Genomic DNA, 22,861 nt, shown 5'->3' on the forward strand with positions numbered 1-22,861 from the left:
CGAATTTTGTTTGTTTCTACAAGTTTAGGCGATTCACGTTAAGAAAGCCTGAGGAGCAGCACCTGCTTACTCCTTCGGAACAGAGCCATTGCGCCCCGCCAGGACCACGCTAATGGTATAGGCTGCCTGTGGGCTTAGACCTGCCATAATGCCTGCCGCCGCCTCGGGGCGCATCCGCGCAAGAAAACCAGCTGCAAACGCTGGATCCATTTCTTCGAACAGCGCCGAAGATTCCTTTGGCTTCATCTGCTCGTAGACCGATGTCAGCCGTGTCAAATCCGTCTCGGTTGCGCCATCTGCAAGAGCCAGCGTTGATTTCAGCTCTTCCTCTGCCTGCTCAAGCGCCACGAGCTTTTGCTCAATCGCATCATCGGCGATCTCAAGCGCCTTCATGCGATCCTGGATTTCCGCTTCGCGTGCTGACAGCGCCGCTTCGCGCTCCTGAAAGGCAGCCAACATATTCTGCAATTCGGCAGAAGATGGCATTGACCGGCCAGTTAGCGTGCCTTTTGCTTCCTCGTGCTCGGCCGACCCATCTTGCAGGTTGGCAACTTCTCGGGCGATGGCCGGGCCGGCCTCCAGACCCAAGCGCACAGCAGCTGACCCGATCAGTAAAAGGGCAAGCATCATCAGTGCGCTGCCCCGTGTCCGGCGGCTACGCTTTGCTTTTTTTGATTTCGCAGGTGCGGTTGTCATCTTCGCTGTCTTGGCCATTATGCAACCCGACCCTGCGCTCGGTTGTGACGGACAAACATCAGACCTGCGGGTTTCGCAGGCTCCGGTTCTGCCGCTACTTCGGGTTCCGCATCAGCCTCATATGCCGCTGCCAATGCGTCACTCTCTTCGGCGACAGAAGATGCGGCCACCTCAGCCTTCGGCTCAGCTGTCGGCACGTCAGGCATATCATGCATAGACGCCATCATCAGTTCGAGCCGCTGCGCCACCGATTCGGCACGGCCGGTAAGCTGGTCCAGCGCCTTGCTGGACCCATCAGAGACATGCCGGGCCGCCAGCAGTGATTTGTTCAGATCGTCAACCTGCGCGGACAGCACTGCAACAGCGCCGCCGACACCTTTTTCCAAATCATTAAAGCGCTTCAGCCGACGTGAGAGCACCAGACAATAAAAGCCTGCCCCCATGGCCCCGGCCGCAAGCAGGATATCTGCAATCAGTTCCATCCCGTTCTCCTAGTTCAATACGAAGTCCATAATCAGCAGATCACGCACCCGGCCCTGGCCGGCTGCAATATTGATCCGCCGCAGCATCTGTGCGCGCAGTTTTGGCAGTGCCATTGGATCTGTCAGATCCTCCAGCTCCAGTGCCCTGAGATAACTGTTGAGAACATCGACAACCCGCGGGAGGATTTTTTCGACCTCGGCCCGATGGGCAAGATCAACCTCCAGCTGAGATCGGAAACGAAGGTGCTTCAATCCACTTGCTTTGCGCAAAGTGATTACAATCGGTTCCATTTCGATAAAGGCAAGATTGGCGATATCTTCCGCCGTCTCACCACTGTCCACGCCTTCTGGCGCCACTTCGGTCGCATCCACCCCTTCTGGGGCTGCGCTCTGACCAAAGGGAAGAAGGCCTGACTGGACAGCGAAGAATCCTCCACCGGCACCAACAAGTGCAAGGACAACCCCAATGATAAGGGGCAGCTTGCTCTTTTTGGTCGGGGCGTCTTGTTCTGTGTCTACTACAGCGTCTGTCATGACTATCCCTAATACGTCGTGCCTCATCTTATTAGCCTGCGGACACTAACCGAATGTTAAGGGCAATCCGGCAAAAGGGTTGCACATCGGACAGAACGCCGGTGCTACGGAGGTTAATGTGCAGCAGATCAAGAATGTCTGGGCAGGTTTGGACACGCGAAAACGCCTGATTGCCGTGGGGGCCACGGTAATTGTGATTCTCAGCGTCCTGGCGATGTCCCGTGTGGCGAATACGCCCACGATGCAACTATTGTATGCCGGGCTGGAAAGCGGCTCGGCTGGAGATGTGGTGCGTGCGCTCGAACAGCGCGGTACCGAATATGAAGTGCGCGGCGGATCAATTTATGTTCCTGCCACTGCACGAGATGAACTTCGCATGACATTGGCAAGCGAAGGTCTGCCAGCCAATGGCGGACGTGGCTATGAACTGCTAGATTCTCTCAGCGGGTTTGGTACGACGTCGCAGATGTTTGACGCTGCTTATTGGCGCGCAAAAGAAGGGGAGCTGGCAAGAACCATTGTTGCCAGCCCTCATGTCACCCAAGCGCGGGTACATATCGCAAATACGGGATCGAACCCCTTCCAACGTACGGCAGAACCGACTGCCTCTGTGTCGGTTGTCCCAATGGGTTCCCCCATCACTCCCGCCCAAGCCAATGCGATTCGCTTCCTGATTTCTTCGGCAGTAACAGGGCTGGCTGTGGAAAACGTGGCTGTCATTGACGCCAATGGTGCCTTGATCGGATCGCCCGAAGCAGCCGCTGCTGTTGGTGCGGGTTCAGATGATCGTTCGCAGTCGATTCGCGAACGGGTCATGCGCCTGGTAGAGGCGCGTGTGGGTCACGGGAATGCAGTGGTCGAGGTCAGCGTCGAAACTGTAACGGATACCGAATCCATTCGTGAAAAACGCATCGATCCCGAAAGTCGCGTCGCCATCAGTACCGATGTCGAAGAACGCGCTGATTCCTCACAAAATCAATCCGGGGAGGTAACCGTTGCATCCAATATCCCAGATGGAGATGCAGCGTCCGGCGATGGATCAAAGGCCAGCACCAGCGCAACGCGAGAGCGGGTGAACTACGAAATCTCCGAAACTCAAAAAGAGATCCTGCGCGGTCCGGGCGCCATCAAACGCCTGACAGTTGCGGTTCTTCTCAATGGTGTTTCAACAACAACCGCGACTGGCGAAACCACTATGGAACCGCGCTCCGAAGAGGAGCTGGGGGCGCTACGCGAGCTGATCTCCGCAGCAGTCGGATTTAGCGAGGACCGCGGCGATGTCATCACCCTCAAGTCCATGGAAATGCCCATGATAGAGCCACAGGGAACCGTTGTCAGCGCATCGATTTTTGACAACATTTATCTGGATGCAATGTCGCTGATCCAAATGGCGGCCCTGGCAATCGTCACGCTGATTCTTGGTCTTTTTGTTATCCGCCCGATTTTGTCAAATCAGGCCAGCGTGCCTGCGCTCGGCGCCCCTCAGGGCGACGCTATGGATGAATTGCCAGCCCTCGGCGGCGGTGGGTTCATGGCTAACCCCGATCTCGGCGCCAATCTTGCACTAGATGGCGAGATTGAGAACAACGACACCGGTCAGTTTGAACCCATGGGTGGCATGGGCATGGGCACCGGAATGGGCATGGGCGACATGGGTGGAATGGGCGACATGGGCGGCTTGCCTGCCCTTGATGGCGGCGGAGATAACCCGGTTGATCGCCTGCGCTCAATGATTGGTGAACGCCAAGAGGAAACAGTCCAGATCCTGCGTGGCTGGCTGGAAGAAAACGAGGAGAGAGCCTGATGACCATTGCCCATCTTCTAGAAGATTTTGCTATGGACACGCCGGCCGTGCCGATTGCCGAGGTGAATGAAACGGTCCTGGAAGAGCAGCGCCTGGAATCCTATGAAAAAGGATACAGCGAGGGCTGGGATGATGCTGTAACAGCCAAGGACAAGGAGAGCGCACATGTGTCTTCCGAATTGGCCAGCTCGCTCGAAGACCTCAGTTTTACCTTCCACGAAGCCCAGACCCAGCTGCTCGAATCGCTAGACCCTATGTTCAAGGTTCTCACCAGCGCAGTACTGCCCGACGTGATGGCCGCGAGCTTTGGCCATCACATTGTCGATCAGCTGACAGATATGGCCAAAAGCCATGCCGATCAGGCCATCAATATCGTCGTCTCTCCAGGGGAAGGCGCAACAGTGCGCGCTCTTCTGACCAAGAACTTTGCTGTGCCGGTACAAGTGCGCGAAGACGCTGTTTTATCCGAAGGTCAAGCCTATCTGAAAATCGGCGGTGTCGAACGTGAAATCAACAGTGGGGCGCTAATCGAGTCGATCCAAGATTCAATCGAAGCCTTCTCCTTCTACATCACAGAGGACAGCAAATATGGATAAGTCTGCAGAAATGAACAAGAAGTCAGGCGACGCAGGTAATCCGTTTACGTCAGTACCGGTCGAGGTAGTGGTGTCTGTGGGCAAGGCAAGACCGCTCATTCGCGATCTGGTGAATCTCGGAGAGAATGCAATTCTGACTCTTGATAAACGGGTGGAAGATCCGGTGGATCTCTATGTCGGCGATCGTCTTGTCGCACGAGGCCAGTTGGAAGAAATGGAAGGCGAGCAAGCCGGTCAGCTGGCCGTGCGACTGACTGAAATCGCGGATCTGCAAAGCGGTCTGGGATGACACGCGCTGCCCTTTTTGCCATAGCGTTGATCGCCGCGCTGGTCTTTGGCCTGCCTGACGCAGCAACGGCACAAGATCTCAGCCTTTCACTGGGTGAAGGCCAATCTATTTCGGCGCGATCCATTCAGTTGATCATGCTGATAACCGTGCTCAGCCTCGCGCCAGGGCTGTTGATCATGGTGACCTGTTTTCCCTTCCTCGTAACTGTGCTGTCCATCCTCCGACAGGCCATGGGGTTGCAACAAGCGCCGCCAAACATGTTGATGATCAGCCTTGCGTTGTTTCTCACCTATTTTGTAATGGAGCCTGTCTTTACCGAAGCCTGGGCACAAGGAATAAGCCCGTTGATAGAAGAACAGCTGGATGTGGAAACCGCAATAGAGCGTGCCTTGCAACCCTTTCGTGTCTTCATGGCAAACCGCCTTGATCCGGATACGTTCTACGCGATTGCAGATCTTCGTCCCGCAACTGCAGGCATTGATCCTACTGCGGATGCGCCGCTATCGACCTTGGTCTCAAGCTTCATGCTGTCAGAAATCGCACGCGCGTTTCAGGTCGGTTTTTTGGTATTCCTACCTTTCCTTGTCATTGACCTGGTTGTGGCCGCGGTATTGATGTCGATGGGCATGATGATGGTCCCACCGGCAGTGGTATCTATGCCGTTCAAATTGGCCTTCTTTGTCGTGGCAGACGGCTGGAGCCTGATCGCCAGTGCATTGGTGCGCAGCTACTTCCCCTAGATCGACATTCAGTGCAGAAGCCATAAAGCCCCCGATCGCACAAGCGTCCGGGGGCTTTTGAATTGGGAAATCGGGTATACCCTCAGGCGCCCGGACAGCTTGATCTGCGGCAGGCGGGCTCCTGCCAATGTCCAAACCGAAAGACATGTAGATTGTCATAGGTCGTTACTGAAGTCTGCCTCCCACAGGCAGGCCTGACGATCAGGAAGCAGCCCCGTGTTTGTCTAGTCCATCAAACCGCGGCTTCCCGGAGGCGACTAGGCACAAGAGCGTCCAGAAACAAAGGCCAATGCAATAGCCAAAGCACGTCAGAAGCTGTAAATCGGAGGCGATGTTAGCTGTTCAATCAGTTGTTCTCTGGCGGCTGATAACGTTCACAGAAAGCCCCCAGGATCAAGTGATCCCAAGGGCTACGATAGTTTATTTAGCTCGTCTACCTACCTGTTATCGAACCACAAATTCGGCATGTAGTGCGCCCGCCGCCTTCAGGCTTTTCAGGATATCGATCATATCACGGGGCGACACGCCCAGCGCATTGAGCCCTGCAACCACTTCGGACAGAGAGGTCGTTTCCGGGACTTCTGCCAGTTGGATACCCTCTTCCTCTTCAATTGCGGCTCCGGTCCTCGGAACAACCACTGTTTCGCCATCGGCAAATGGATTTGGCTGCACAACAAGGGGCGTTTCTTCAATCCGTAGGGTGAGATTACCCTGCGCCACCGCAACACGTGAAATGCGAACATCGCTGCCCATTACAATGGTACCGGATCGCTGATCCACTACCACGCGTGCCTTACGCTGTGGTTCAACGAGAATATTCTCGATCCGGCCAACAGCATGGGCAGTTGAACGCGTATTGGTACGCTGAACGTCGATCTCGACCGTGCCGGAATCACGCATCAGCGCAACATTGCGCCCGAATTCAGCATTGATGGCGCGTTCAATACGTCCGGCAGTCGTAAAATCAGGCTCCCGCAGGGCAAGACGCATCGACGATAGCGAGGACAGATCAAAGTCAATCTCCCGCTCAACCCTTGCGCCCGAAGGGATGACCCCAGCCGTGGGCACGCCTTGGGTAACCGAGGCGCCTTCGCCCTCTGCCACCGCACCACCAGCCAGTATAGTGCCCTGAGCCACAGCATAAATCTGACCATCTGCCGCATTCAGAGGAGTCATGACCAGCGTTCCGCCAAGCAGGCTCTTAGAATCGCCAATTGCCGAAACCGTCACATCAACCGTTCCGCCAACGCGCGCAAATGGCGGTAAGGTCGCGGTGACAAAAACAGCCGCGACATTCTTAGGTCGAAACTGTTCTCCCGTTACGTTGACGCCCAAACGTTCCAGAATATTCGTCATGATTTCTTCGGTGAACGGTGAATTTCGCAAACCATCTCCGGTGCCGTTCAATCCAACCACCAGGCCGTAGCCGACCAGATCATTGCCACGCACACCATCGAATTCTACCAGATCTTTCAACCTGATAGCGCTGGCTTGCGCGATCGCTGGCAGCAACAAAACTGTCAGAAAGATCCGAATGAATTTCATCATGACAGGAACCTCATCAGTGACAGCTGTGACGTGCGGGCCGTGACAGTGAACAGGCTTTCCAGCTGGAACTGCGCCTCTTCAAGACGTGTGGCGGTCTCATAAGGGTCTGCCTGCACCAGTTCATTGAATACAATGCTCAGGCTGGTCTGAGCTGCCGCGTTGCGTGTAGCCGTCTGTTCGATCCGACCTTCAACAAACCCGAGGTCTGATTGCATCTGGGTCAACTGCACCTGGCTCTCACGCAGTTCAACACCGGTGCTGCGTAGCATCTCAAACTTCACACCGGAGCTAAGGGTCAGAGTGGGTTCATTGACCAATGCTGCAATCGCAAGACTCTGCAGGGTCTGTTTGAACACATCATCATTGGCTTTGAGGGAAACCGTCACTTCCTCGGTCGGGCCGATTTTGACAGGGTCCATCAAATCGGCTGACCCTTGGTACATAACCGCATCAAACCCGAGCGGATCTGCAAACCAGTCTTTTACTGCCTGAACGATATCAGGAGCCGTGGTTAATCCTGCGGCCTCAGTTGCCAGCGAGGACATCAAAGTCGTCAAGTCAGCCAAAGGCTGGGCTTCTGTATCATTGCCCGAAAACAGACTCCGCCCGGCGGCTTCACCATTCAGCGAACGAATGGCCTCTGTCAGGTACATTTCAGCCTGATTGGAGATTTGTTGCGATGTGTCATCATTCGGCGAGGTGGTTACTGCAAAGATATCACTGGTCAACTCCAGGACATTATCAGCAATCAACGCAATGTTGTTCTGTGCCGAAGACGCAAACAAGGCCGCCTCGGTATTGGCAACCTTATAGGATTTAAGCCGGTCAAGGCTACGCTCGACGTCAGACAAATAGGTGAGATCCCCCCCTAACTTCTGCGTCAGCTGAGAGGTTTTCCCACTGCTCAGCTCCTGCGTCAGGGTCGAGATGTCGTTCTTCAGACCGACCGACCGATTACGCAGAAAAAGGTGCTGAGCCATGTCGCCATATGAATTCATAATCATTCGTCAAATCCTCAGAAGCGTTTCCATCAGCCCATCAACGACAGAGATCATCCTGGCATTGGCTGCATAGACTTTTTCAATCACGATAAGGTTTTGCAGTTCTGCATCGCTATCGACGCCCTGCGCCAGCTCGCGCTGATACATTTCGGTGTAGGTTGCTGCGGCAAAGGCGACGTCCTGCTCTGCGGCATTGTCGCTCTGTGCGAAACGCGACAGGAGGTTCGCACTGAGTGTGCTGGCATCCAAATTGGCAGTTCCAAGGCCGACCGAAGAAACCGTGCGTTTGGTATCCAACGCATCTGCGTAGCCGCGCAACAAAGTCGCATCACCGGCATTGCCGGGAGAGGCGGCATTTAAGCCATCTCGCAATCGCCAAGTTTCAGCCTGGCCCTGCATCGCAATCTTGTCATTCAATTCAATACGATTGGCTATACCAACGGTGTTTACAGGATCAAAAAATGCACCCTGATCGGTAAAAATGCCAGCGTCAGTTGCACCCAGCGTGGTATCAAGCGACGGGTCCTGAAAACGCTCAATAAGATCCTTGGCCATTGCGTCCAGGTCTTCTTGCACCTCAACCGTCAGCACGTCGCGCACCTCGAATTGCGCTGCAAGAGTACCGCCGCGAATGGGACCGCCCGATCCGGTGGCCACATCAATACCATTTATCTTCAGGCCCGAAAGTAACCCGTTGCCGAGTGTCATATACGGGAGCGTATCCGCCTTACCGTCAAAGGTTAGCTCTGCCGGTTGACCATCCAGCAGCACAGCCCCGCCTTCAGAAAAAAGAGCAACCTGCCCGCGATCCCGGTTCACCACCTTAACCGGAATGATCTGATTGACTTCATCAATCAGAAGATCCCGCTGGTCCAGCAGGGACGCTGAATCATTGCCGGTCGCCTGACTGATAGCGATTTTGGCATTCAGTTTCTGGATTTTTTCCAGTGACTGATTGACGGTATCAACCTGAACGTCAATGGCGCGATCCGCCGCTGTACGTTGATTGCGCAACCCTTCCGCAGCGTCAGAGATGGAGCTAACCAGTTCTTCGGCCTGGATAGCCAGATCGTTCAGGCGCGGGCCAGAGTCCGGTCGCGAGATCACTTCGATCAGGCCAGAGTCGAAATCAGTCAGTCGCTGCGTGATCGAATATGGATCATCGCCGCTGCCGACGAGTTCGGTCATACGATTGTAAAACGTAGACTTTACTTCCGCGACACCGACCTCAGAGTTGGCCGACCGCACGCTGGATCGCAGGGCCGGGTCGTTGAAGCGCTGGACCCCACCGACCTTCACCCCGCTAAAGCCATCCCCGGCGCTGGTTAGCGCCAGGGTTCTGCGTGAATATCCTGGTGTCAGGACATTCGACAGGTTTTCGGAAACAACCGACGTCGAGCGGCCAGCCGCCGTCAGTCCGGTCATTGCGGAATTGAGTGCACTTGAAATGGACATAGGTCAGCCAGCCTTTGCGAAGGTAAATGTCAAAGGAAAGAGCGCTTATCAGCGCTTGATGTTGGTGGTTTCCTGCAACATCTCATCCACAGTCTGGATGACTTTCGCATTTGACGAATAGGCACGCTGGGTCTGAATCATATTTGTCAGCTCACCCGCCACATCGGTTGCGGATTCCTCACGAGCGTACCCCAAGATGTCCCCGGTCGGTCCTTCACCCGCATTCCATAGGAAATATGAACCGCTTTCGCTTGATGGCATATAGGTCTGACGATCCATGGCAATCATGCCGTTTGGATTGGGAAGATCAACCAGCGGCACCTGATAGACGACGCGGCTGACGCCCGTGTCGTAGTTAGCATGGACAAAGCCAGCCTCATCAATTTCCACACCGGTAAAGTTGCCAACCGGCGCGCCGTCTTTGGAGATGGACGCAGGCGCAAAAGTGTCGGAGAGCTGGGTCAAACCATTGTCATCACCCAGCGTACCGATATTAATCTCCATCGGGCCACCTGCGACAGATACAATGATCGAACCGGTTGCCGCGTCATAGGCACCACCGGTGGTCGCCGTTACCGCATTCAGCGCACCGCCAGAGGTTCGATTGTCATCAAAGGTCAGCGTGTATTCCCCAATCGGTGTCCCGCCGGTTGCTGTATCCGTGATAATCATGGTCCATTCATTCGACTCGCCGGTCCCAGGAACAGTTGGTACGAATTCAATCTGCAGGCTCTCGGATTTCCCAAGGTTGTCATAGTATTCGATCGACAGGTTCTCACTGGTGCCAGCCGATGTTGATTCGGTGGCGGTCGCCGGCAGGTTCACACCCAGCGACATCTCAGTTGTCGGCTCACCGGATAGTTTGTTCACATTGAAACGCACCGGCTCCAACGCGTCAGATGTATCACGCGCATAGGGTGGAATGGTTCCATCGGATTGGGCTGGCCAACCCATTAGGACCAGGCCGGATTCGGTTGCCAACAGACCATCCGCATTGGTTCGGAAAGACGCGGTCGTCGTCAGCATCATCTGAGGGTTGGTCGCACCCGTTTCAACCTCATTTATAGACGCAACCGGCAGCATACCACGGCCGCGGACGGCCAGATCAGTAGCATTGCTTGTTGTTACCAGCGGGCCACGCTCATCAATCAAGCGCACATTCGTGGTACGCACACCACCTGCTGAGTAGGCTCCACCAGAGGAGCTCATCACCATCGAATGGAAATCCGTCTGAACCCGCTTATAGCCGGGCGTCGAGGCATTTGCGATATTGTCGGATATGGAGGCCAGTCGACTGGCATTCGCGCTAAGGCCGGCAACGCCAGCATTAAGTGAGGAAGAAATCGTCATGGATACGCCTTTCTGCTGCATCGAATCTTTCTTGATGCAACAGCTAGCCGATTGCCCATTAACGGGCGGCTAACAGATAAAATTGTCTGATCTGTTGGCCGCCCATTGCTGACGATTCATCGCTTATTTCCGCAAAAGAATGATCTCTATCCGGTTGTTTCGCGCTGACATGGGATTGGTATCAGTCAGTTTTCGATCTGCATGCCCCGTCACCCGGTGCATGCGTTTCGAGACTGTCCCACCTGTTTCCAGCATGATCCGTGTCGCATTGGCACGCGAATGAGACAGTTCCCAAACCGGATTATTGGCAACAACAACCGCGTTGGACCGCGTATGACCGCCAATCGCGATATTGTTTTCAACAACGCCAGTAACGCGTGACACCATCTGTACGATATCCCGAAACAACAAGGTTGGCTCAGCCGTGCCTTCCTTGAACAAGGGCGAGTCTTCGGTGTCGAAAAGTTCGACCACTAACCCTTCGTCGGTGACGCGGGTAATGATGTGCTGTGCCATCTCGATCGAGACCATGCTTTCGCCGCCTCGGCCCTTTAGCTGCTCTTCCAACGCGCGGAACTGTTCATCCGCCGCTTCTCGATCCTTGTCTTGTTCGACACCAGAATCGCCCTTTGCCTGCTGCGCATCCGCAGGATTGACATCAGACGCACCGGTACCGTTCTGAGGCTTGATCTCCTCAGTGAACATACTGTCACCGCTGAAAGCCCCATTACCACCGCCAGAAACCCGGCTCAGCGGAATGGTCGGCGAGAAGTAATCCGCCAGCCCTTTTCGTTGTTTCTCAGTCGTTGCATTGAGCAGCCACATCAACATGAAGAACGCCATCATAGCCGTAACGAAGTCCGCATATGCGACCTTCCAGGCACCACCGTGATGACCATCGCCACCACCTGACTTTTTCTTCTTGATGATAATGGGCGCCACATTTCCTTGTGCGCTCATATCCACCACCTTTTATTCACCCAATACCGGGATATCAGGCGGTCTCTTAAGTGGGCCTTAACAGATAAATTTGCCGGCAGTTATGTCGCCATTCCGGGCGGTTCAGGGTCACGAACAGGGGTTTTCGGCTACAATTCAAGGTGTTTGGCGACGTCGCTTGCCACGTATATCAGCGACATCGCCTGATTTCAGTCCTCTAGCAGAACCTCGTCATATGATTCTCGCAGCTTGTTCTTTAGCACCTTGCCAGTACCACCCAACGGCAGCGTATCGACAAAAACCACCCGATCCGGGATCTGCCAGCTGGCCACTTTACCCTTGTAATGAGCCAGCAACGCTGCCTCTGTCACGCTTGGGTTGCGTTTGACGGCGATCACGACGGGGCGCTCATCCCATTTTGGATGCTTAGCCGCAATCGCGGCAGCCTGCGCAATATCCGAGTGAGACATGGCGATATCCTCCAGCTCGACGGTCGAAATCCACTCGCCCCCTGACTTGATGATGTCTTTGGACCGATCGCGGATGATCATATAGCCATCGGCATCAATCGTAGCGACGTCGCCAGTGTTGAACCAGCCATCTGCGGTCAGCGCGGAATCATCCGCGCGGAAATAGCTGTCGATGACCCAATGACCACAAATCTGTAGATTGCCCTCGGTCTTGCCGTCATTGGGCAATATCGTGCCTGCATCATCAACAAGGCGTAGATTGATGCCATAAGGAGCACGTCCCTGTCCCTCCCGCAGTTTTTCTTGGGCATCCGAATCTAATGTACTGTGTTTCTGCAACAGCTGGTTCAACGTCCCAATCGGGCTGGTTTCGGTCATGCCCCAGGCATGCACCAGTTCGACACCATATTTATCACGGAAGGTTGGAATCATCACAGTTGGCAACGCTGAGCCGCCAACGATGGTCCGCTCAAGACTTGCGGCAGTACAACCGGTTTCCTCCAACCCTTGCAGAAGCCCCATCCAGATCGTAGGCACACCCAGTGCCACAGTGATCTTCTCTGCATCAATTAGCTTCGCCAGACTGACACCATCCAGATTCGGACCTGGCAGAACCAGCTTGGCTCCCACTGCAGCAGCGATATAGGGCGTACCCCAGGCGTTCACGTGGAACATCGGCACCACCGCCAGAACCGTGTCGCGCGCGCGCAGGCCAATACCGTCAGGCTGGTTCCCCCCCAGCGTATGCAGCACGCTGGTGCGATGCGTGTACTCTACGCCTTTTGGGTTGCCGGTGGTGCCCGAAGTGTAACACAGGCTTGATGGCAGATTTTCATCTAGATCTGGCCAGTCGAAATCACCGGTCTCTGCCGCCAGCAATTCATCATAGAACAGAACTCCATCTATCTGCGCCGCGATATCTGCATCACGCGGCCCCATCACGACAATATGCTTTACCTCTGTAAACTGGGCGCGCAGCTGCGCCACTGCGGGTACAAACGTGGTATCGATGAACAACACCTGATCTTCGGCATGGTTTATTATATAGATCAGTTGTTCGGCCTTTAGGCGCGGATTGATCGTGTGACATACAAAGCCCCCGCCAGAGACGCCGAAATAAATTTCCAAATGCCTGCGGTTGTTCCATGCGATAGTGCCGCAACGGGCCCCTTGCTCCAACCCCAAACGGTTCAATGCAGCGGCCAGCCGTCGAGCGTTGGTATCTATGTCCCCCCAGGTCATGTGCACCGTCTCGCCCGAAGTCTCGACAGATGTGACTGTGGTTCCGGCGTGAAAACGACCCGCATGTTCGATCAGCGAGCCAATTGTCAACTGTTTGTGCATCATCTTGCCAAGCATCTTGTCTTTCTCCGAATAAAATAAGTCAGGCGTGGGCCGTGGCGCCACGAATAATATCTGCGGCTTTTTCAGCGATCATGATTGTCGGCGCATTGGTATTGCCACCAATCAGACGCGGCATGACCGAAGCATCGACCACCCGCAGACCGTCCAAGCCATGAACACGCAGCGACGGGTCAACCACCGCAAGCGGATCAGTCCCCATTTTGCAGGTGCCAACCGGGTGATAGATCGTATCAGCCCGCGCGCGGATATGTTGTTCCAATGCGACGTCGTCGACATCGCCCTGCATGAACAGTTCTTTGTGGATATAGCCTGCCAAGGGCTCCGCGGTCATGATCTGTTGTGCCTTACGCACCCCCTTGATCAGAATGTCCAGATCACGTGAATCCGCCAAAAATTGCGGGTCTATAAGAGGTGCCGCCATAGCGTCAGCGCTGGTCAATCCAACCGAGCCGCGTGAGTTCGGTCGCAGAACGCAGATATGGCAGCTGAATCCGTGTCCCATGTGCAACTTGCGTGCATGATCATCAACGATAGAGATCACAAAATGCAGCTGCACGTCGGCGCGGTCTTCGGTTGGGTCAGTTTTCAAGAATGCGGCGCCCTCGGCGAAGGGAGTGGCAATCATACCTTCGCCAGATTTGCGCCAATTCAGTACATGGCGCAGCAACGAAACACCGCCTGGCACGGAAATGCCAAAGTTATCACGGTCCTTCGACTTGTAGGCCAGCGTGAAATCAAGGTGGTCCTGCAGGTTCTGACCCACGCCGGGCAGCTCATGCACCATATCAATCCCGTGCGGATTAATGTCCTCGCGGCGCCCCACGCCCGACAGTTGCAACAGCTGTGGCGAATTGAACGCTCCGCCGCATAGGATCACTTCTTGCCTCGCCCGAACTTCGTGATCGGAGCGGCGCCGACGATAGCACACTCCAATGGCCCGCTTGCCATCAAACAGAATACGGCTGGCATGAGCGCGAGTGATCACCGTCAGGTTCGGTCGATCCATCACCGGATGTAGGTAGGCCGCAGCCGCCGAGCATCGCTCACCATTGCGCGCCTCACCGTGGAATTGCGTCACCTGATAGAGGCCGATCCCTTCGTTGTCGCCAGTGTTGAAATCTTCGCGATGTCGTATCTGGAGGGATCGTCCAGCCCTGATAAAGGCCTCTGTGATAGGACGCGGTGATTTCTGGTCGCTTACTTGCAGCGGTCCGCTACCTCCATGGAGGTCATCCCCACCGCGTTCGTTATTCTCTGATTTCTGGAAATAGGGCAGCACCGATTGCCAGTCCCAGCCATCACAGCCAAGTTCCGCCCATTCATCGTAGTCTTTCGCGTGGCCACGCACGTAAAGCATGGCGTTGATTGCACTGGATCCGCCGAGTGCTTTGCCTCGGGGCTGATATCCACGGCGCCCATTCAGGCCAGGTTGGGGCGCTGTTTCATAGGCCCAATTGTTGATCTTTGGCCGCCCCGGCAGCATAGCGACAACGGCGGCTGGGGTTCGGACCAACAGCCCGTCACCGCGTCCACCGGCCTCCAGCAAGCAAACCGTGACATTCGGATCCTCGCTCAATCGCGCGGCCAATGTAGACCCCGCCGATCCGCCACCGACGATCACATAATCCGCTTCCATCGTAGCCTCCCTCGTCCGCAACTCTCCCACGTCGCTGGCAGATGAGCGCCGCTTTTGAATAGCCTGTCCATACTGACGGAACGTCATTCCATCGCAAGACGGACCATACGAAGGTCGGGCTTGAAAGAGGATATCGGTACCGCAGATGGCGCGCGATGCCCGGCCACATCATCACAAATGACGTTCTCAACCAGCTGAGCAACGGCGGCATCCCGTGCGAGCGATGGTTCGCCGGTGTCTGTGCGGCGTGCATCCGCATCGGCACGCCGCACAAAACGGTCTATTTTGTGTCTTTGATATCCGGTGTCTCCACGCCGGAAACCGCCTCGTCAGCGGTGTGTATTTCAGTCGCCACGACCCCTGTTTCTGCCTCGCTTTCCAGCAGTTCAGTCTCTGGAATATCAGACGCATCCGGCCCGGCAGCACCCACTGGCGCGCCTGTGATAAGCGGCAGCACCTGGGCACCCGTCACCCCCGACACCTCAGGGGTCTCAGGGCGTCGCCAGCTAAGCGTGTCAAAACTGGCGCAATTTTCGCAGACCGGTGCCCACTCGGCGTGGATGTGATTGCAGTTTTCACAAACCCACAGCGGTCCGCGCGGCGCGTTCAATGCTCGCGCCAACCAGCCCTGGATGATCGCGTCAGAGGCGCCTTCGCCCTTTTCAATAGCGGCCATCAAAGTCAACGCCCGTGCATCTGGTGCACGTTCAACAAGATCGCCCAGCGCCCGGCGCGCTTCAGGAAAATCTTCGGCAACAATGTGCAGCTCAGCCATCACCAGACGGGTTTCATCATGCTGCGGAGCCAAGCGAGATAATTGAGCAAAGCGCTTAACCCGTTCAGCCGCGCTCTCATGCGGCTCTACCTCGGCAAACGCATGCGCAAGATCAGGGTGCGGCTGTGCCTCCCAAGCCTTTTTCAAGACGCGGATCGCATTTCGTTTCTTGTCACGCGCCAGATAGGCACGTGCCGCCATCGCGGCAGCCGGCACCAAATCGGGCGAAAGCCGGTTTGCCTCAATCGCCTGTTCCTGCTGCTCCACGGTTGCCCCGTCTTCGACAATCGCCTTAGAGGCCGACAACGCCAACACGGCATCGCGACGTTTGTAGACGTCACGTGGCAGGGTACCCGTCTTCAACTTGGTGGTCAGCGTCTTGCGCGCCCCCCCCCAATCCTGCGCACGTGCCTGTAATGTCAGCAACGTATCCTGCACCTCTTCGTGTTTGGGACGCAGCGCCAGTGCCTTTTCTGCCAGTTGCCGCGCGGTGTCGGTATCCCCTTCAGACAGCTTTTGCTTCATGATCCCACGCACCCCAACAAAACGGGTGGAGTGATTGCTGACCAACCGTTTGTAGGCCTCGGCCGCCTTCTTGGTGTCGCCTGCCAGCTCTGCCGCTTGCGCGGTCAAAAGGTCGGTAAGCTCAGGCCTAGCAAGGTATTTTTCCGCCCGCGCGGCCTTGGCCATAGCCAGACGCCCCTCTCCCGAGGCCAGCGCCATCAACCCGTCTGACAGGGCCTGATATCCTTTACGCTCACGTCCCTTGTCAAAATAGCGCGAGATGGCGGTTTCATCTCCGTTCAGAAATCGCAACGTCGCCAACAAAAATGACAGCACTTTGAACATCAGCCAAACCGCAAACACCAGCACTGACAATGCAATCACCGACTGTAACGCGCTCAGGGTATACTCTGTCCCTGCTACAGTAATCTGAATGCCGCCCGCAGTTTCAGTCAGCAGCGCAGCGCCAAAGGCCAGCACCGCAACAATTGCGACGAATACGAGGATCTTCAACAACGACCAGAGCATGGCAGCTTCCTTATTTGGCGTTCAGGCTTTGGGCCAGTTCATTCACGGCAGAGACCGCAGCAAGACGGGCGCGGGCAGCCGCTTCCCAATCGGACAGCGGCATACGTGCTGTTTTGGGCAGGGCATCCAGTTCCGCCATTGCGGCCTGCAAGTCGCCACTATCAACCGCTGCTTCGGCGCGTGACAGCACCGCATCCGGATCGTCTCCGTCACGGATTTCAACTGACCGCGCGCCAAGCTGACGTTGGATATAGGCCGCAATACCTCCGCTCCCCTTGGTCTCCTGCCGTGCAGCAGCAAGTGCCTCTCGCGCCGCCGGGGCGAACCCATCGCGCAGGCTGGACAGAGTTCGGACACCTGCCTCAGCTGAGCCGGTAAGCGCACTAGGAGCAGCGACTTCCATCGCCGCCAATTCCTCAATCATGCCGCCAAAGCTGCTGCCTGCATCAATCGCTGAGCGCATCCGTGCAACAATGCTCTGAGCCCCGGCGATCCGCGCGGCTTCGGCACTTGCAGCTTCCATATCACGAGCTTCGGCGACCATCTTTTCAACTTCGACCCGTTGCGCCGCGAGGCTATCCTGCAACTTGGTCAACTCCGCTTCAAACGCGGCAGTAGCGGCAGGGCTTGCGCCATCGGTGATCGGGCGGTTTTCCAGCGCCTCCATACGGGCCGTCAGCCCATCAAGCATATCTACCAGTCCGGCATCCGCAGTGCTGGGTTCTGCAGATTGCAGGTCAACGATGTCCTGTGCCAGCGTTTCCATACGCGTCTCAACCGTCTCAAGCGAAGTTGCTCTAGCTTCTGTAGTACGGCTTTCCAGCTCGGTAATGCGCCCATATAACCTCTGCTGCACCGCCTCCAACGCTGCGCTATCAACGGCTGGGGCCGCGCGCCACGACGGCGGCAAAACATCATCTAGCAGGTTTGACTGACCAGCCACAAAACCAAGACCAGCCGCTACAAAACCGCCCAAGAGCGCAGCCCCAAAGCCACCGCGTTTTTCAATGACGCGCTCAACCTCAGGCGTCGGCGCCAGCACAGGGCCGTCCGGTGTTTGTACCGTATCTTGCAAATGACTGCTGTGAGTATCTGAGAGATCATCCATTACGTCATCTGACGCATTCAGCTCTGTACCGACAGGTTCTGCGGACGGCGCTGCGTTCAGGTCCGCACCTTCGATGTTACCTGCATCGACTACATTGGCATCAGGTATCTGGTTATCTTCGGTCCCCTCGGGTGCAGAATGTCCTTCCTCAAGGATGGCATCCGCGTCAATGTCCTGATCGGAGACAGACATCTGGTTATTATCCGCCAGTATTTCATCGGATTTTTTCTTGTCAGCCACGCCGACGTCCCCCTCGATTCTCAAAATCTCATAACATCAACTCAGCAATAAACTTACTGTGCCGATGATCCGCCCTCAACCCGCGCCAGCGCAACTGCGGCATCACGGACAAGGTCCTGCATATTGTCGCCGGTTGGAGCCTTACATATCCGCAAGTCTTTGCAATTCAAGCCTTTCAGCGGGCCAGCCACAGCAGAACTCAAGGCGATCAAGTAAAGATCCGCCAGATATGGCGCCAATTTGACAAATTGCGCAGCCGTACGCGGTGAAAAAAGCGGCACGATCAGCGACACTTGCGCATCAATCAATAGACGCGCGTCTTTATTATAGGATAGTGTCGGCTGGTCATAAATCACCTGTTCGTCGCAATCCATGCCAGCGGCACGTAGCCGTGCAGCGATGTTCCCACGTGTATGCGTGCCATGCATATGAACCAAAGGCCGCATCGGCGGCGCGTCAGTCAGCGTCGCAATCAGGCCATCTGCGTCCTGACCACAGTAGTCGGCCTGCCACCCAAAAGCACGCGCCGCCTCTACGGTCCGCTGACCCACGCAATATGCCTGCTGATCCGACAACGGTGCCGCCGCATATCTCACGGCATTGGCAGAAGAAAAAATCACATCCCGACCGCACGAACCAGTCCCAACCGGCCCAGTCCGACAGGTTTCAATGAGTGGCGCGACGATAACAATCAGCCCTGCACGCGTCTGCGCATCCAGATCAGCGGCAAATTGCTCTGCCGCTGCGCGGGGTCGTGTCAACAACAGGCCAGCCATCGCCCCCCCTCGGGATTGTTCGCCAATGCCATAGGTGGTAGCCCCGACAGGGATATGATGCAACGGTAACGCTATGACACAGAGCCTCACCCTATTAGGATTAGAAAGCAGCTGCGATGATACCGCCGCGGCCGTTGTGCGCCACTGCGGCGATGGTCCGGCAGAGGTGCTGTCCTCTGTTATCTTTGGTCAAGCAGAGTTGCACAGCGCCTACGGTGGCGTTGTGCCCGAGATTGCGGCAAGGGCCCATGCCGAGAAACTGGATCACTGTGTACGAGATGCACTGACTGCTGCCGGTCTACACCTGCGGGACATGGATGCGATCGCGGTCACCGCTGGGCCGGGGCTGATCGGCGGCGTGATTTCAGGTGTCATGTGCGCCAAGGGGCTGGCGGCTGCAACCGGGTTGCCCTTAATCGGCGTGAACCATCTGGCCGGTCATGCCTTGACCCCTAGGCTGACGGATGCGGTTCCCTATCCTTATTTGATGCTGTTGGTGTCTGGCGGACATTGTCAGTATCTCATTGTGCGCGGCCCAGAGGATTTCACCCGGCTTGGCGGTACTATTGATGACGCCCCCGGCGAAGCCTTCGACAAAACTGCGCGCCTGCTGGGACTACCACAACCCGGTGGACCATCCGTTCAGGATGATGCTGAAAACGGCGACCCCCAACGCTTCCGCTTTCCTCGCCCGCTGCTGGACAGACCTGATTGCAATCTATCGTTTTCCGGTTTGAAAACCGCATTGATGCGGATGCGCGATCAGGTAATGGCAGAAAAAGGCGGCCTTACAAGACAGGACCGAGCTGACCTTTGCGCCGGATTTCAAGCCGCAATTGCGGATGTATTGGCAGAAAAAACCCGCCGTGCCATTCGGATCTATCTTGAGGAAAACCCCGGAACACCGACGGTTGCCGTTGCCGGCGGAGTGGCCGCAAACACCGCTATTCGCGCCGCGTTAGAGACTGTTTGTTCCGAGACTGGCACCGCATTCACCGCGCCGCCATTGGCGCTTTGCACAGATAACGCCGCCATGATCGCCTATGCCGGGCTGGAACGCTTCCGCATCGGTGGTCGTGATGATATGACCCTATCTGCACGCCCCCGCTGGCCACTGGACCAAAGCAGCCCCGCAATGCTGGGCAGCGGCAAGAAAGGTGCAAAAGCATGACGATCGCAGTCCTTGGATCCGGCGCCTTCGGCACTGCGCTTGCGATCTCATTGGCTGATCAGGGGCCGGTCACACTCTGGGCGCGAGACACAGATCAAGCTCAGCACATGCAGGGCACGCGTAAAAACAGCCGTCGGTTACCCGATGCAACTTTTCCGGATGGTTTGCGCGTAACCGCTGATCTTGCGGACGCGTCACAGGCGGACACCATCTTACTCGCTGTGCCGATGCAAACCCTCCGTCAGGTGGTGTCGGTCAACGCCGATCTGCTGCGCAACCGCAGCTTGGTGGCCTGCTGTAAAGGGATCGAACTAAAGACCGGGCTTGGGCCGATCACAGTGATCAACGAATGTTTGCCAGGCACCACCCCTGCACTGCTGACTGGACCTAGTTTTGCCGCCGATATCGCGCGCGGTCTGCCAACCGCTCTGACCCTCGCCTGCGCTGACCCTGCTATGGGCAAGACCCTGCAACAACAGCTGACCACTGCCAATTTACGTCTTTACCGTACAACAGATACCACCGGTGCCGAACTAGGGGGCGCTTTAAAAAATGTTATGGCGATTGCCTGCGGTGCTGTGATCGGCGCCGGTCTCGGCGACAGTGCCCGCGCGGCGCTTATGACCCGTGGCTATGCTGAAATACAGCGGATGGCGCTGGCATCAGGTGCACGAGCTGAGACGCTGGCCGGTCTCTCTTGCTTTGGTGACCTGACGCTAACCTGTAGCTCGGACCTATCACGCAACTATCGCCTGGGGCTGTCTATCGGACGGGGCGATGCATTCGACCCCAGTATCACGGTTGAGGGTGCCGCCACCGCCCGCGCTGTTCATGTCGAAGCCGCGGCTCGCAATCTGGATATGCCGATCACCGCAATTGTGGTCGCCCTGCTCGATCAACGCTTGACCATCGCAGAGGCCACGGCTCAACTGCTTGCAAGACCATTGAAAGAGGAATGACATGCTGATTGCCCTGATCGCGCGGGATAAACCCGACCACCTTGAAACCCGAATGGCCAACCGCACAGCACATCTGGCCTATATCGAATCGACTGGGGTTGTTGCACAGGCTGGACCTCTTCTGGACCAAGAGGGCAGCATGGTCGGCTCCCTTATTGTCCTAGATGTCGAAGACATGGCGGCCGGGCAGGCATGGGCAGACAATGACCCCTATGCCAAAGCGGGCCTCTTCGAAGCGGTAGAACTGATCACGTGGAAGAAGGTCATCGGCTGATGGCATATTGGCTGTTCAAGTCCGAACCTACCACCTGGGGCTGGGAGAACCAGCAAGCCAAAGGCAATACAGGTGAGGAATGGGACGGCGTCCGCAACTATCAGGCCCGCAATTTCATGCGGGAAATGAAATTGGGTGATCGTGGGTTTTTCTATCACTCGATGAAAGAGAAATCCGTTGTCGGCATCGTGGAAGTCTGTGCTGAGGTGCACCCAGACAGCACCACTGATGACCCCCGCTGGGAATGCGTCGATATCAAAGCCGTGCGCAGCTTCACAACACCTGTAAGCCTTGATCAGATAAAGTCGGATCCCCGTCTTGAGCATATGATATTGGTCAAAAATTCACGCCTGTCCGTGCAACCTGTCACGGCCGAGGAATGGGCTATTGTCTGCGGGATGGGGAAGACAGACCCCGATTAATCTGACAAGATTTCCGTATTGATGCTGGACCTTGGGAGAGATCGATGGAAATTCTGAATGTTCTTGTCGCCGCCGCTGTCGGCTTTGCCCTTGGGGCGGTGTGGTACGGGGTTCTGGCGGGACCCTGGATGCAGGCCGCCAAGATTCCCCGCGACGAAAACGGCAAACCAGCAGGGGGGCAAACACCCGCAGTGTTTGCGGCGACATTTGCACTGCAACTGGTTGTGGCGGGGATGATGCGGCACGTGTTTGCCCTGTCGGGAATTGATACCATCACAGGTGGGTTGGTTGGCGGGCTGGGCGTTGGTCTGTTTTTCATCACGCCCTGGATCATGATCAACAACCTCTATGGCGTTCGACCACTAAGGCTTTCGATGATTGACGGCGGCTATGCAACACTCGCTTGCGGCGCTATCGGCGTTGTCCTGACGCTGTTCTAAGGCAGCCCTCGGGACAAAAACAGATAAAACCCGCGGCAAACAAAAAAGGGAAGATCCAACCATATGGCAGGATCTTCCCTTTCACCCCACGTGCTCCAATTCCACCACACGTGTTCGTAAATCTTTGACCCTGGCCATCCTGACCGTTGTCTTAACACTAGGCTTTTGCTGGTGATTCCGCAAAGGCAATACAGGTAAAATGAGACACAAATACAACCTGGGGCCGTTTCACGAACCCTGAGACCGACTTGCACCAGCCGCTGATGCGCACAGTCGTTGAAATCTCAAACGCCCGACAGGGTGATCCTGACGGGCGTTTTCTAGTCTGATAAATCCAGAGTCTATCAGCTATAGACGGATTCTTTGCCAAAATGCTTGGTCAGCATGTAGTAGACTACTGCGCGGTACTTGTTGCGCTCGGATTTGCCGTAGGTCTCAATCACGCTGTCGATTGCGGACGACAACTCGGGCCCGTCAGGGAGGCCCAGCTTTTTAACTAGGAAGTTGTTTTTGACGGTCTCCAGCTCCGCCGGCTGGCTTGACGCCACAGTTGAAGCATCCGCATCGTAAATCGCAGGACCACACCCAATGGTGACCTTGGTCAGAAGAGCCATGTCAGGCTCCATGCCACATTTTGTTTTCAGATCATTTGCATATTGCTCAATCAGATCGTCGCGTTTTCCCAAAACTCTCTCTCCCATGTTGCCAAGCGGAACTCTTATTTTTGTAAGGCCTTACGCCTAATGAGCCCTTATAAGG

Annotated in this window: 23 protein-coding genes; 9 read left to right on the plus strand and 14 right to left on the minus strand. The window is 56.0% G+C overall.

Annotated elements, in window-relative coordinates; translation table 11 throughout:
- Positions 1 to 66: 66 nt before the first annotated feature.
- Genes PhaeoP97_RS16650 through PhaeoP97_RS16660 form a run of 3 tightly spaced genes read right to left on the minus strand, consistent with a single transcriptional unit; the run spans position 67 to position 1,712 of the window.
- Positions 67 to 714: a MotE family protein gene (locus tag PhaeoP97_RS16650; protein WP_083570404.1), complete on the minus strand. Its 648-nt coding sequence runs from the start codon at positions 712 to 714 to the stop codon at positions 67 to 69.
- Positions 714 to 1,178, minus strand: coding sequence for a hypothetical protein (locus PhaeoP97_RS16655; RefSeq protein ID WP_072506029.1), 465 nt, complete (start codon positions 1,176 to 1,178; stop codon positions 714 to 716). Before PhaeoP97_RS16655 ends, PhaeoP97_RS16650 begins: the two co-directional genes overlap by 1 nt.
- A gap of 9 nt (positions 1,179 to 1,187) precedes the next feature.
- Complete coding sequence (locus PhaeoP97_RS16660; protein WP_072506030.1) at positions 1,188 to 1,712, minus strand: flagellar basal body-associated FliL family protein; 525 nt, start codon at positions 1,710 to 1,712, stop codon at positions 1,188 to 1,190.
- A 118-nt stretch (positions 1,713 to 1,830) separates the two neighbouring features.
- Here PhaeoP97_RS16660 and fliF point away from each other — a divergent pair, with 118 nt between their 5' ends.
- Genes fliF through fliP form a run of 4 tightly spaced genes read left to right on the plus strand, consistent with a single transcriptional unit; the run spans position 1,831 to position 5,141 of the window.
- A complete protein-coding gene (fliF, locus tag PhaeoP97_RS16665) occupies positions 1,831 to 3,516 on the plus strand; it encodes a flagellar basal-body MS-ring/collar protein FliF (RefSeq protein ID WP_072506541.1) in 1,686 nt (561 codons plus the stop codon).
- Positions 3,516 to 4,112 carry a FliH/SctL family protein gene (locus PhaeoP97_RS16670; RefSeq protein ID WP_072506031.1) on the plus strand — a complete coding sequence of 199 codons (597 nt, stop codon included), beginning with the start codon at positions 3,516 to 3,518 and terminating at the stop codon, positions 4,110 to 4,112. The genes fliF and PhaeoP97_RS16670 overlap by 1 nt, the downstream gene beginning before the upstream one ends.
- Positions 4,105 to 4,401 (plus strand): FliM/FliN family flagellar motor switch protein, encoded by a 297-nt coding sequence (locus tag PhaeoP97_RS16675; RefSeq protein ID WP_072506032.1) that lies wholly within the window; start codon positions 4,105 to 4,107, stop codon positions 4,399 to 4,401. The genes PhaeoP97_RS16670 and PhaeoP97_RS16675 overlap by 8 nt, the downstream gene beginning before the upstream one ends.
- Positions 4,398 to 5,141 (plus strand): flagellar type III secretion system pore protein FliP, encoded by a 744-nt coding sequence (gene fliP, locus PhaeoP97_RS16680; protein WP_072506033.1) that lies wholly within the window; start codon positions 4,398 to 4,400, stop codon positions 5,139 to 5,141. Before PhaeoP97_RS16675 ends, fliP begins: the two co-directional genes overlap by 4 nt.
- Before the next feature lie 444 nt (positions 5,142 to 5,585).
- Here fliP and PhaeoP97_RS16685 read toward each other — a convergent pair whose 3' ends face one another.
- The 10 genes from PhaeoP97_RS16685 to PhaeoP97_RS16735 all read right to left on the minus strand — a co-directional run bounded on the left by PhaeoP97_RS16685 (position 5,586) and on the right by PhaeoP97_RS16735 (position 18,836).
- The gene (locus PhaeoP97_RS16685; protein ID WP_072506034.1) at positions 5,586 to 6,689 is read right to left on the minus strand and encodes a flagellar basal body P-ring protein FlgI; all 1,104 of its coding nucleotides are present in this window, start codon (positions 6,687 to 6,689) and stop codon (positions 5,586 to 5,588) included.
- Complete coding sequence (locus PhaeoP97_RS16690) at positions 6,686 to 7,693, minus strand: flagellin (RefSeq protein ID WP_072506035.1); 1,008 nt, start codon at positions 7,691 to 7,693, stop codon at positions 6,686 to 6,688. The genes PhaeoP97_RS16685 and PhaeoP97_RS16690 overlap by 4 nt, the downstream gene beginning before the upstream one ends.
- Before the next feature lie 3 nt (positions 7,694 to 7,696).
- Complete coding sequence (gene flgK, locus PhaeoP97_RS16695; protein WP_072506036.1) at positions 7,697 to 9,145, minus strand: flagellar hook-associated protein FlgK; 1,449 nt, start codon at positions 9,143 to 9,145, stop codon at positions 7,697 to 7,699.
- A gap of 48 nt (positions 9,146 to 9,193) precedes the next feature.
- On the minus strand, positions 9,194 to 10,516 hold the full coding sequence (locus PhaeoP97_RS16700; protein WP_083570406.1) for a flagellar hook protein FlgE: 1,323 nt from the start codon (positions 10,514 to 10,516) through the stop codon (positions 9,194 to 9,196).
- Positions 10,517 to 10,618: 102 nt separating this feature from the next.
- Positions 10,619 to 11,455: a flagellar motor protein MotB gene (locus tag PhaeoP97_RS16705; RefSeq protein WP_072506037.1), complete on the minus strand. Its 837-nt coding sequence runs from the start codon at positions 11,453 to 11,455 to the stop codon at positions 10,619 to 10,621.
- Positions 11,456 to 11,643: 188 nt separating this feature from the next.
- Positions 11,644 to 13,263 (minus strand): long-chain-fatty-acid--CoA ligase, encoded by a 1,620-nt coding sequence (locus tag PhaeoP97_RS16710; protein WP_072506543.1) that lies wholly within the window; start codon positions 13,261 to 13,263, stop codon positions 11,644 to 11,646.
- A 25-nt stretch (positions 13,264 to 13,288) separates the two neighbouring features.
- Positions 13,289 to 14,905, minus strand: a complete 1,617-nt coding sequence (locus PhaeoP97_RS16715; protein WP_072506038.1) for a GMC family oxidoreductase — start codon at positions 14,903 to 14,905, stop codon at positions 13,289 to 13,291.
- A gap of 280 nt (positions 14,906 to 15,185) precedes the next feature.
- Positions 15,186 to 16,712, minus strand: coding sequence for a heme biosynthesis protein HemY (locus tag PhaeoP97_RS16725; protein WP_072506040.1), 1,527 nt, complete (start codon positions 16,710 to 16,712; stop codon positions 15,186 to 15,188).
- Positions 16,713 to 16,722: 10 nt separating this feature from the next.
- Positions 16,723 to 18,060: a COG4223 family protein gene (locus tag PhaeoP97_RS16730; protein WP_237028957.1), complete on the minus strand. Its 1,338-nt coding sequence runs from the start codon at positions 18,058 to 18,060 to the stop codon at positions 16,723 to 16,725.
- A 53-nt stretch (positions 18,061 to 18,113) separates the two neighbouring features.
- On the minus strand, positions 18,114 to 18,836 hold the full coding sequence (locus tag PhaeoP97_RS16735) for a uroporphyrinogen-III synthase (RefSeq protein WP_072506042.1): 723 nt from the start codon (positions 18,834 to 18,836) through the stop codon (positions 18,114 to 18,116).
- 73 nt (positions 18,837 to 18,909) lie between these two features.
- Here PhaeoP97_RS16735 and tsaD point away from each other — a divergent pair, with 73 nt between their 5' ends.
- The 5 genes from tsaD to PhaeoP97_RS16760 are packed head-to-tail and all read left to right on the plus strand — an operon-like array spanning position 18,910 to position 22,102.
- Positions 18,910 to 20,007 (plus strand): tRNA (adenosine(37)-N6)-threonylcarbamoyltransferase complex transferase subunit TsaD, encoded by a 1,098-nt coding sequence (gene tsaD, locus PhaeoP97_RS16740; protein ID WP_072506043.1) that lies wholly within the window; start codon positions 18,910 to 18,912, stop codon positions 20,005 to 20,007.
- The gene (locus tag PhaeoP97_RS16745) at positions 20,004 to 20,966 is read left to right on the plus strand and encodes an NAD(P)H-dependent glycerol-3-phosphate dehydrogenase (RefSeq protein ID WP_072506044.1); all 963 of its coding nucleotides are present in this window, start codon (positions 20,004 to 20,006) and stop codon (positions 20,964 to 20,966) included. The genes tsaD and PhaeoP97_RS16745 overlap by 4 nt, the downstream gene beginning before the upstream one ends.
- A gap of 1 nt (position 20,967) precedes the next feature.
- Positions 20,968 to 21,240: a YciI family protein gene (locus tag PhaeoP97_RS16750; protein ID WP_072506045.1), complete on the plus strand. Its 273-nt coding sequence runs from the start codon at positions 20,968 to 20,970 to the stop codon at positions 21,238 to 21,240.
- The gene (locus tag PhaeoP97_RS16755; protein WP_072506046.1) at positions 21,240 to 21,662 is read left to right on the plus strand and encodes an EVE domain-containing protein; all 423 of its coding nucleotides are present in this window, start codon (positions 21,240 to 21,242) and stop codon (positions 21,660 to 21,662) included. The genes PhaeoP97_RS16750 and PhaeoP97_RS16755 overlap by 1 nt, the downstream gene beginning before the upstream one ends.
- 44 nt (positions 21,663 to 21,706) lie before the next feature.
- Positions 21,707 to 22,102 (plus strand): DUF1761 domain-containing protein, encoded by a 396-nt coding sequence (locus tag PhaeoP97_RS16760; protein WP_072506047.1) that lies wholly within the window; start codon positions 21,707 to 21,709, stop codon positions 22,100 to 22,102.
- Between the two features lie 344 nt (positions 22,103 to 22,446).
- On the opposite strand, the gene PhaeoP97_RS16765 is transcribed toward PhaeoP97_RS16760, so the two are convergent.
- Positions 22,447 to 22,788 (minus strand): DUF2853 family protein, encoded by a 342-nt coding sequence (locus tag PhaeoP97_RS16765; protein WP_072506048.1) that lies wholly within the window; start codon positions 22,786 to 22,788, stop codon positions 22,447 to 22,449.
- Positions 22,789 to 22,861: the final 73 nt, after the last annotated feature.

It is taken from the genome of Phaeobacter porticola, from assembly GCF_001888185.1.
Classification (GTDB): domain Bacteria; phylum Pseudomonadota; class Alphaproteobacteria; order Rhodobacterales; family Rhodobacteraceae; genus Phaeobacter; species Phaeobacter porticola.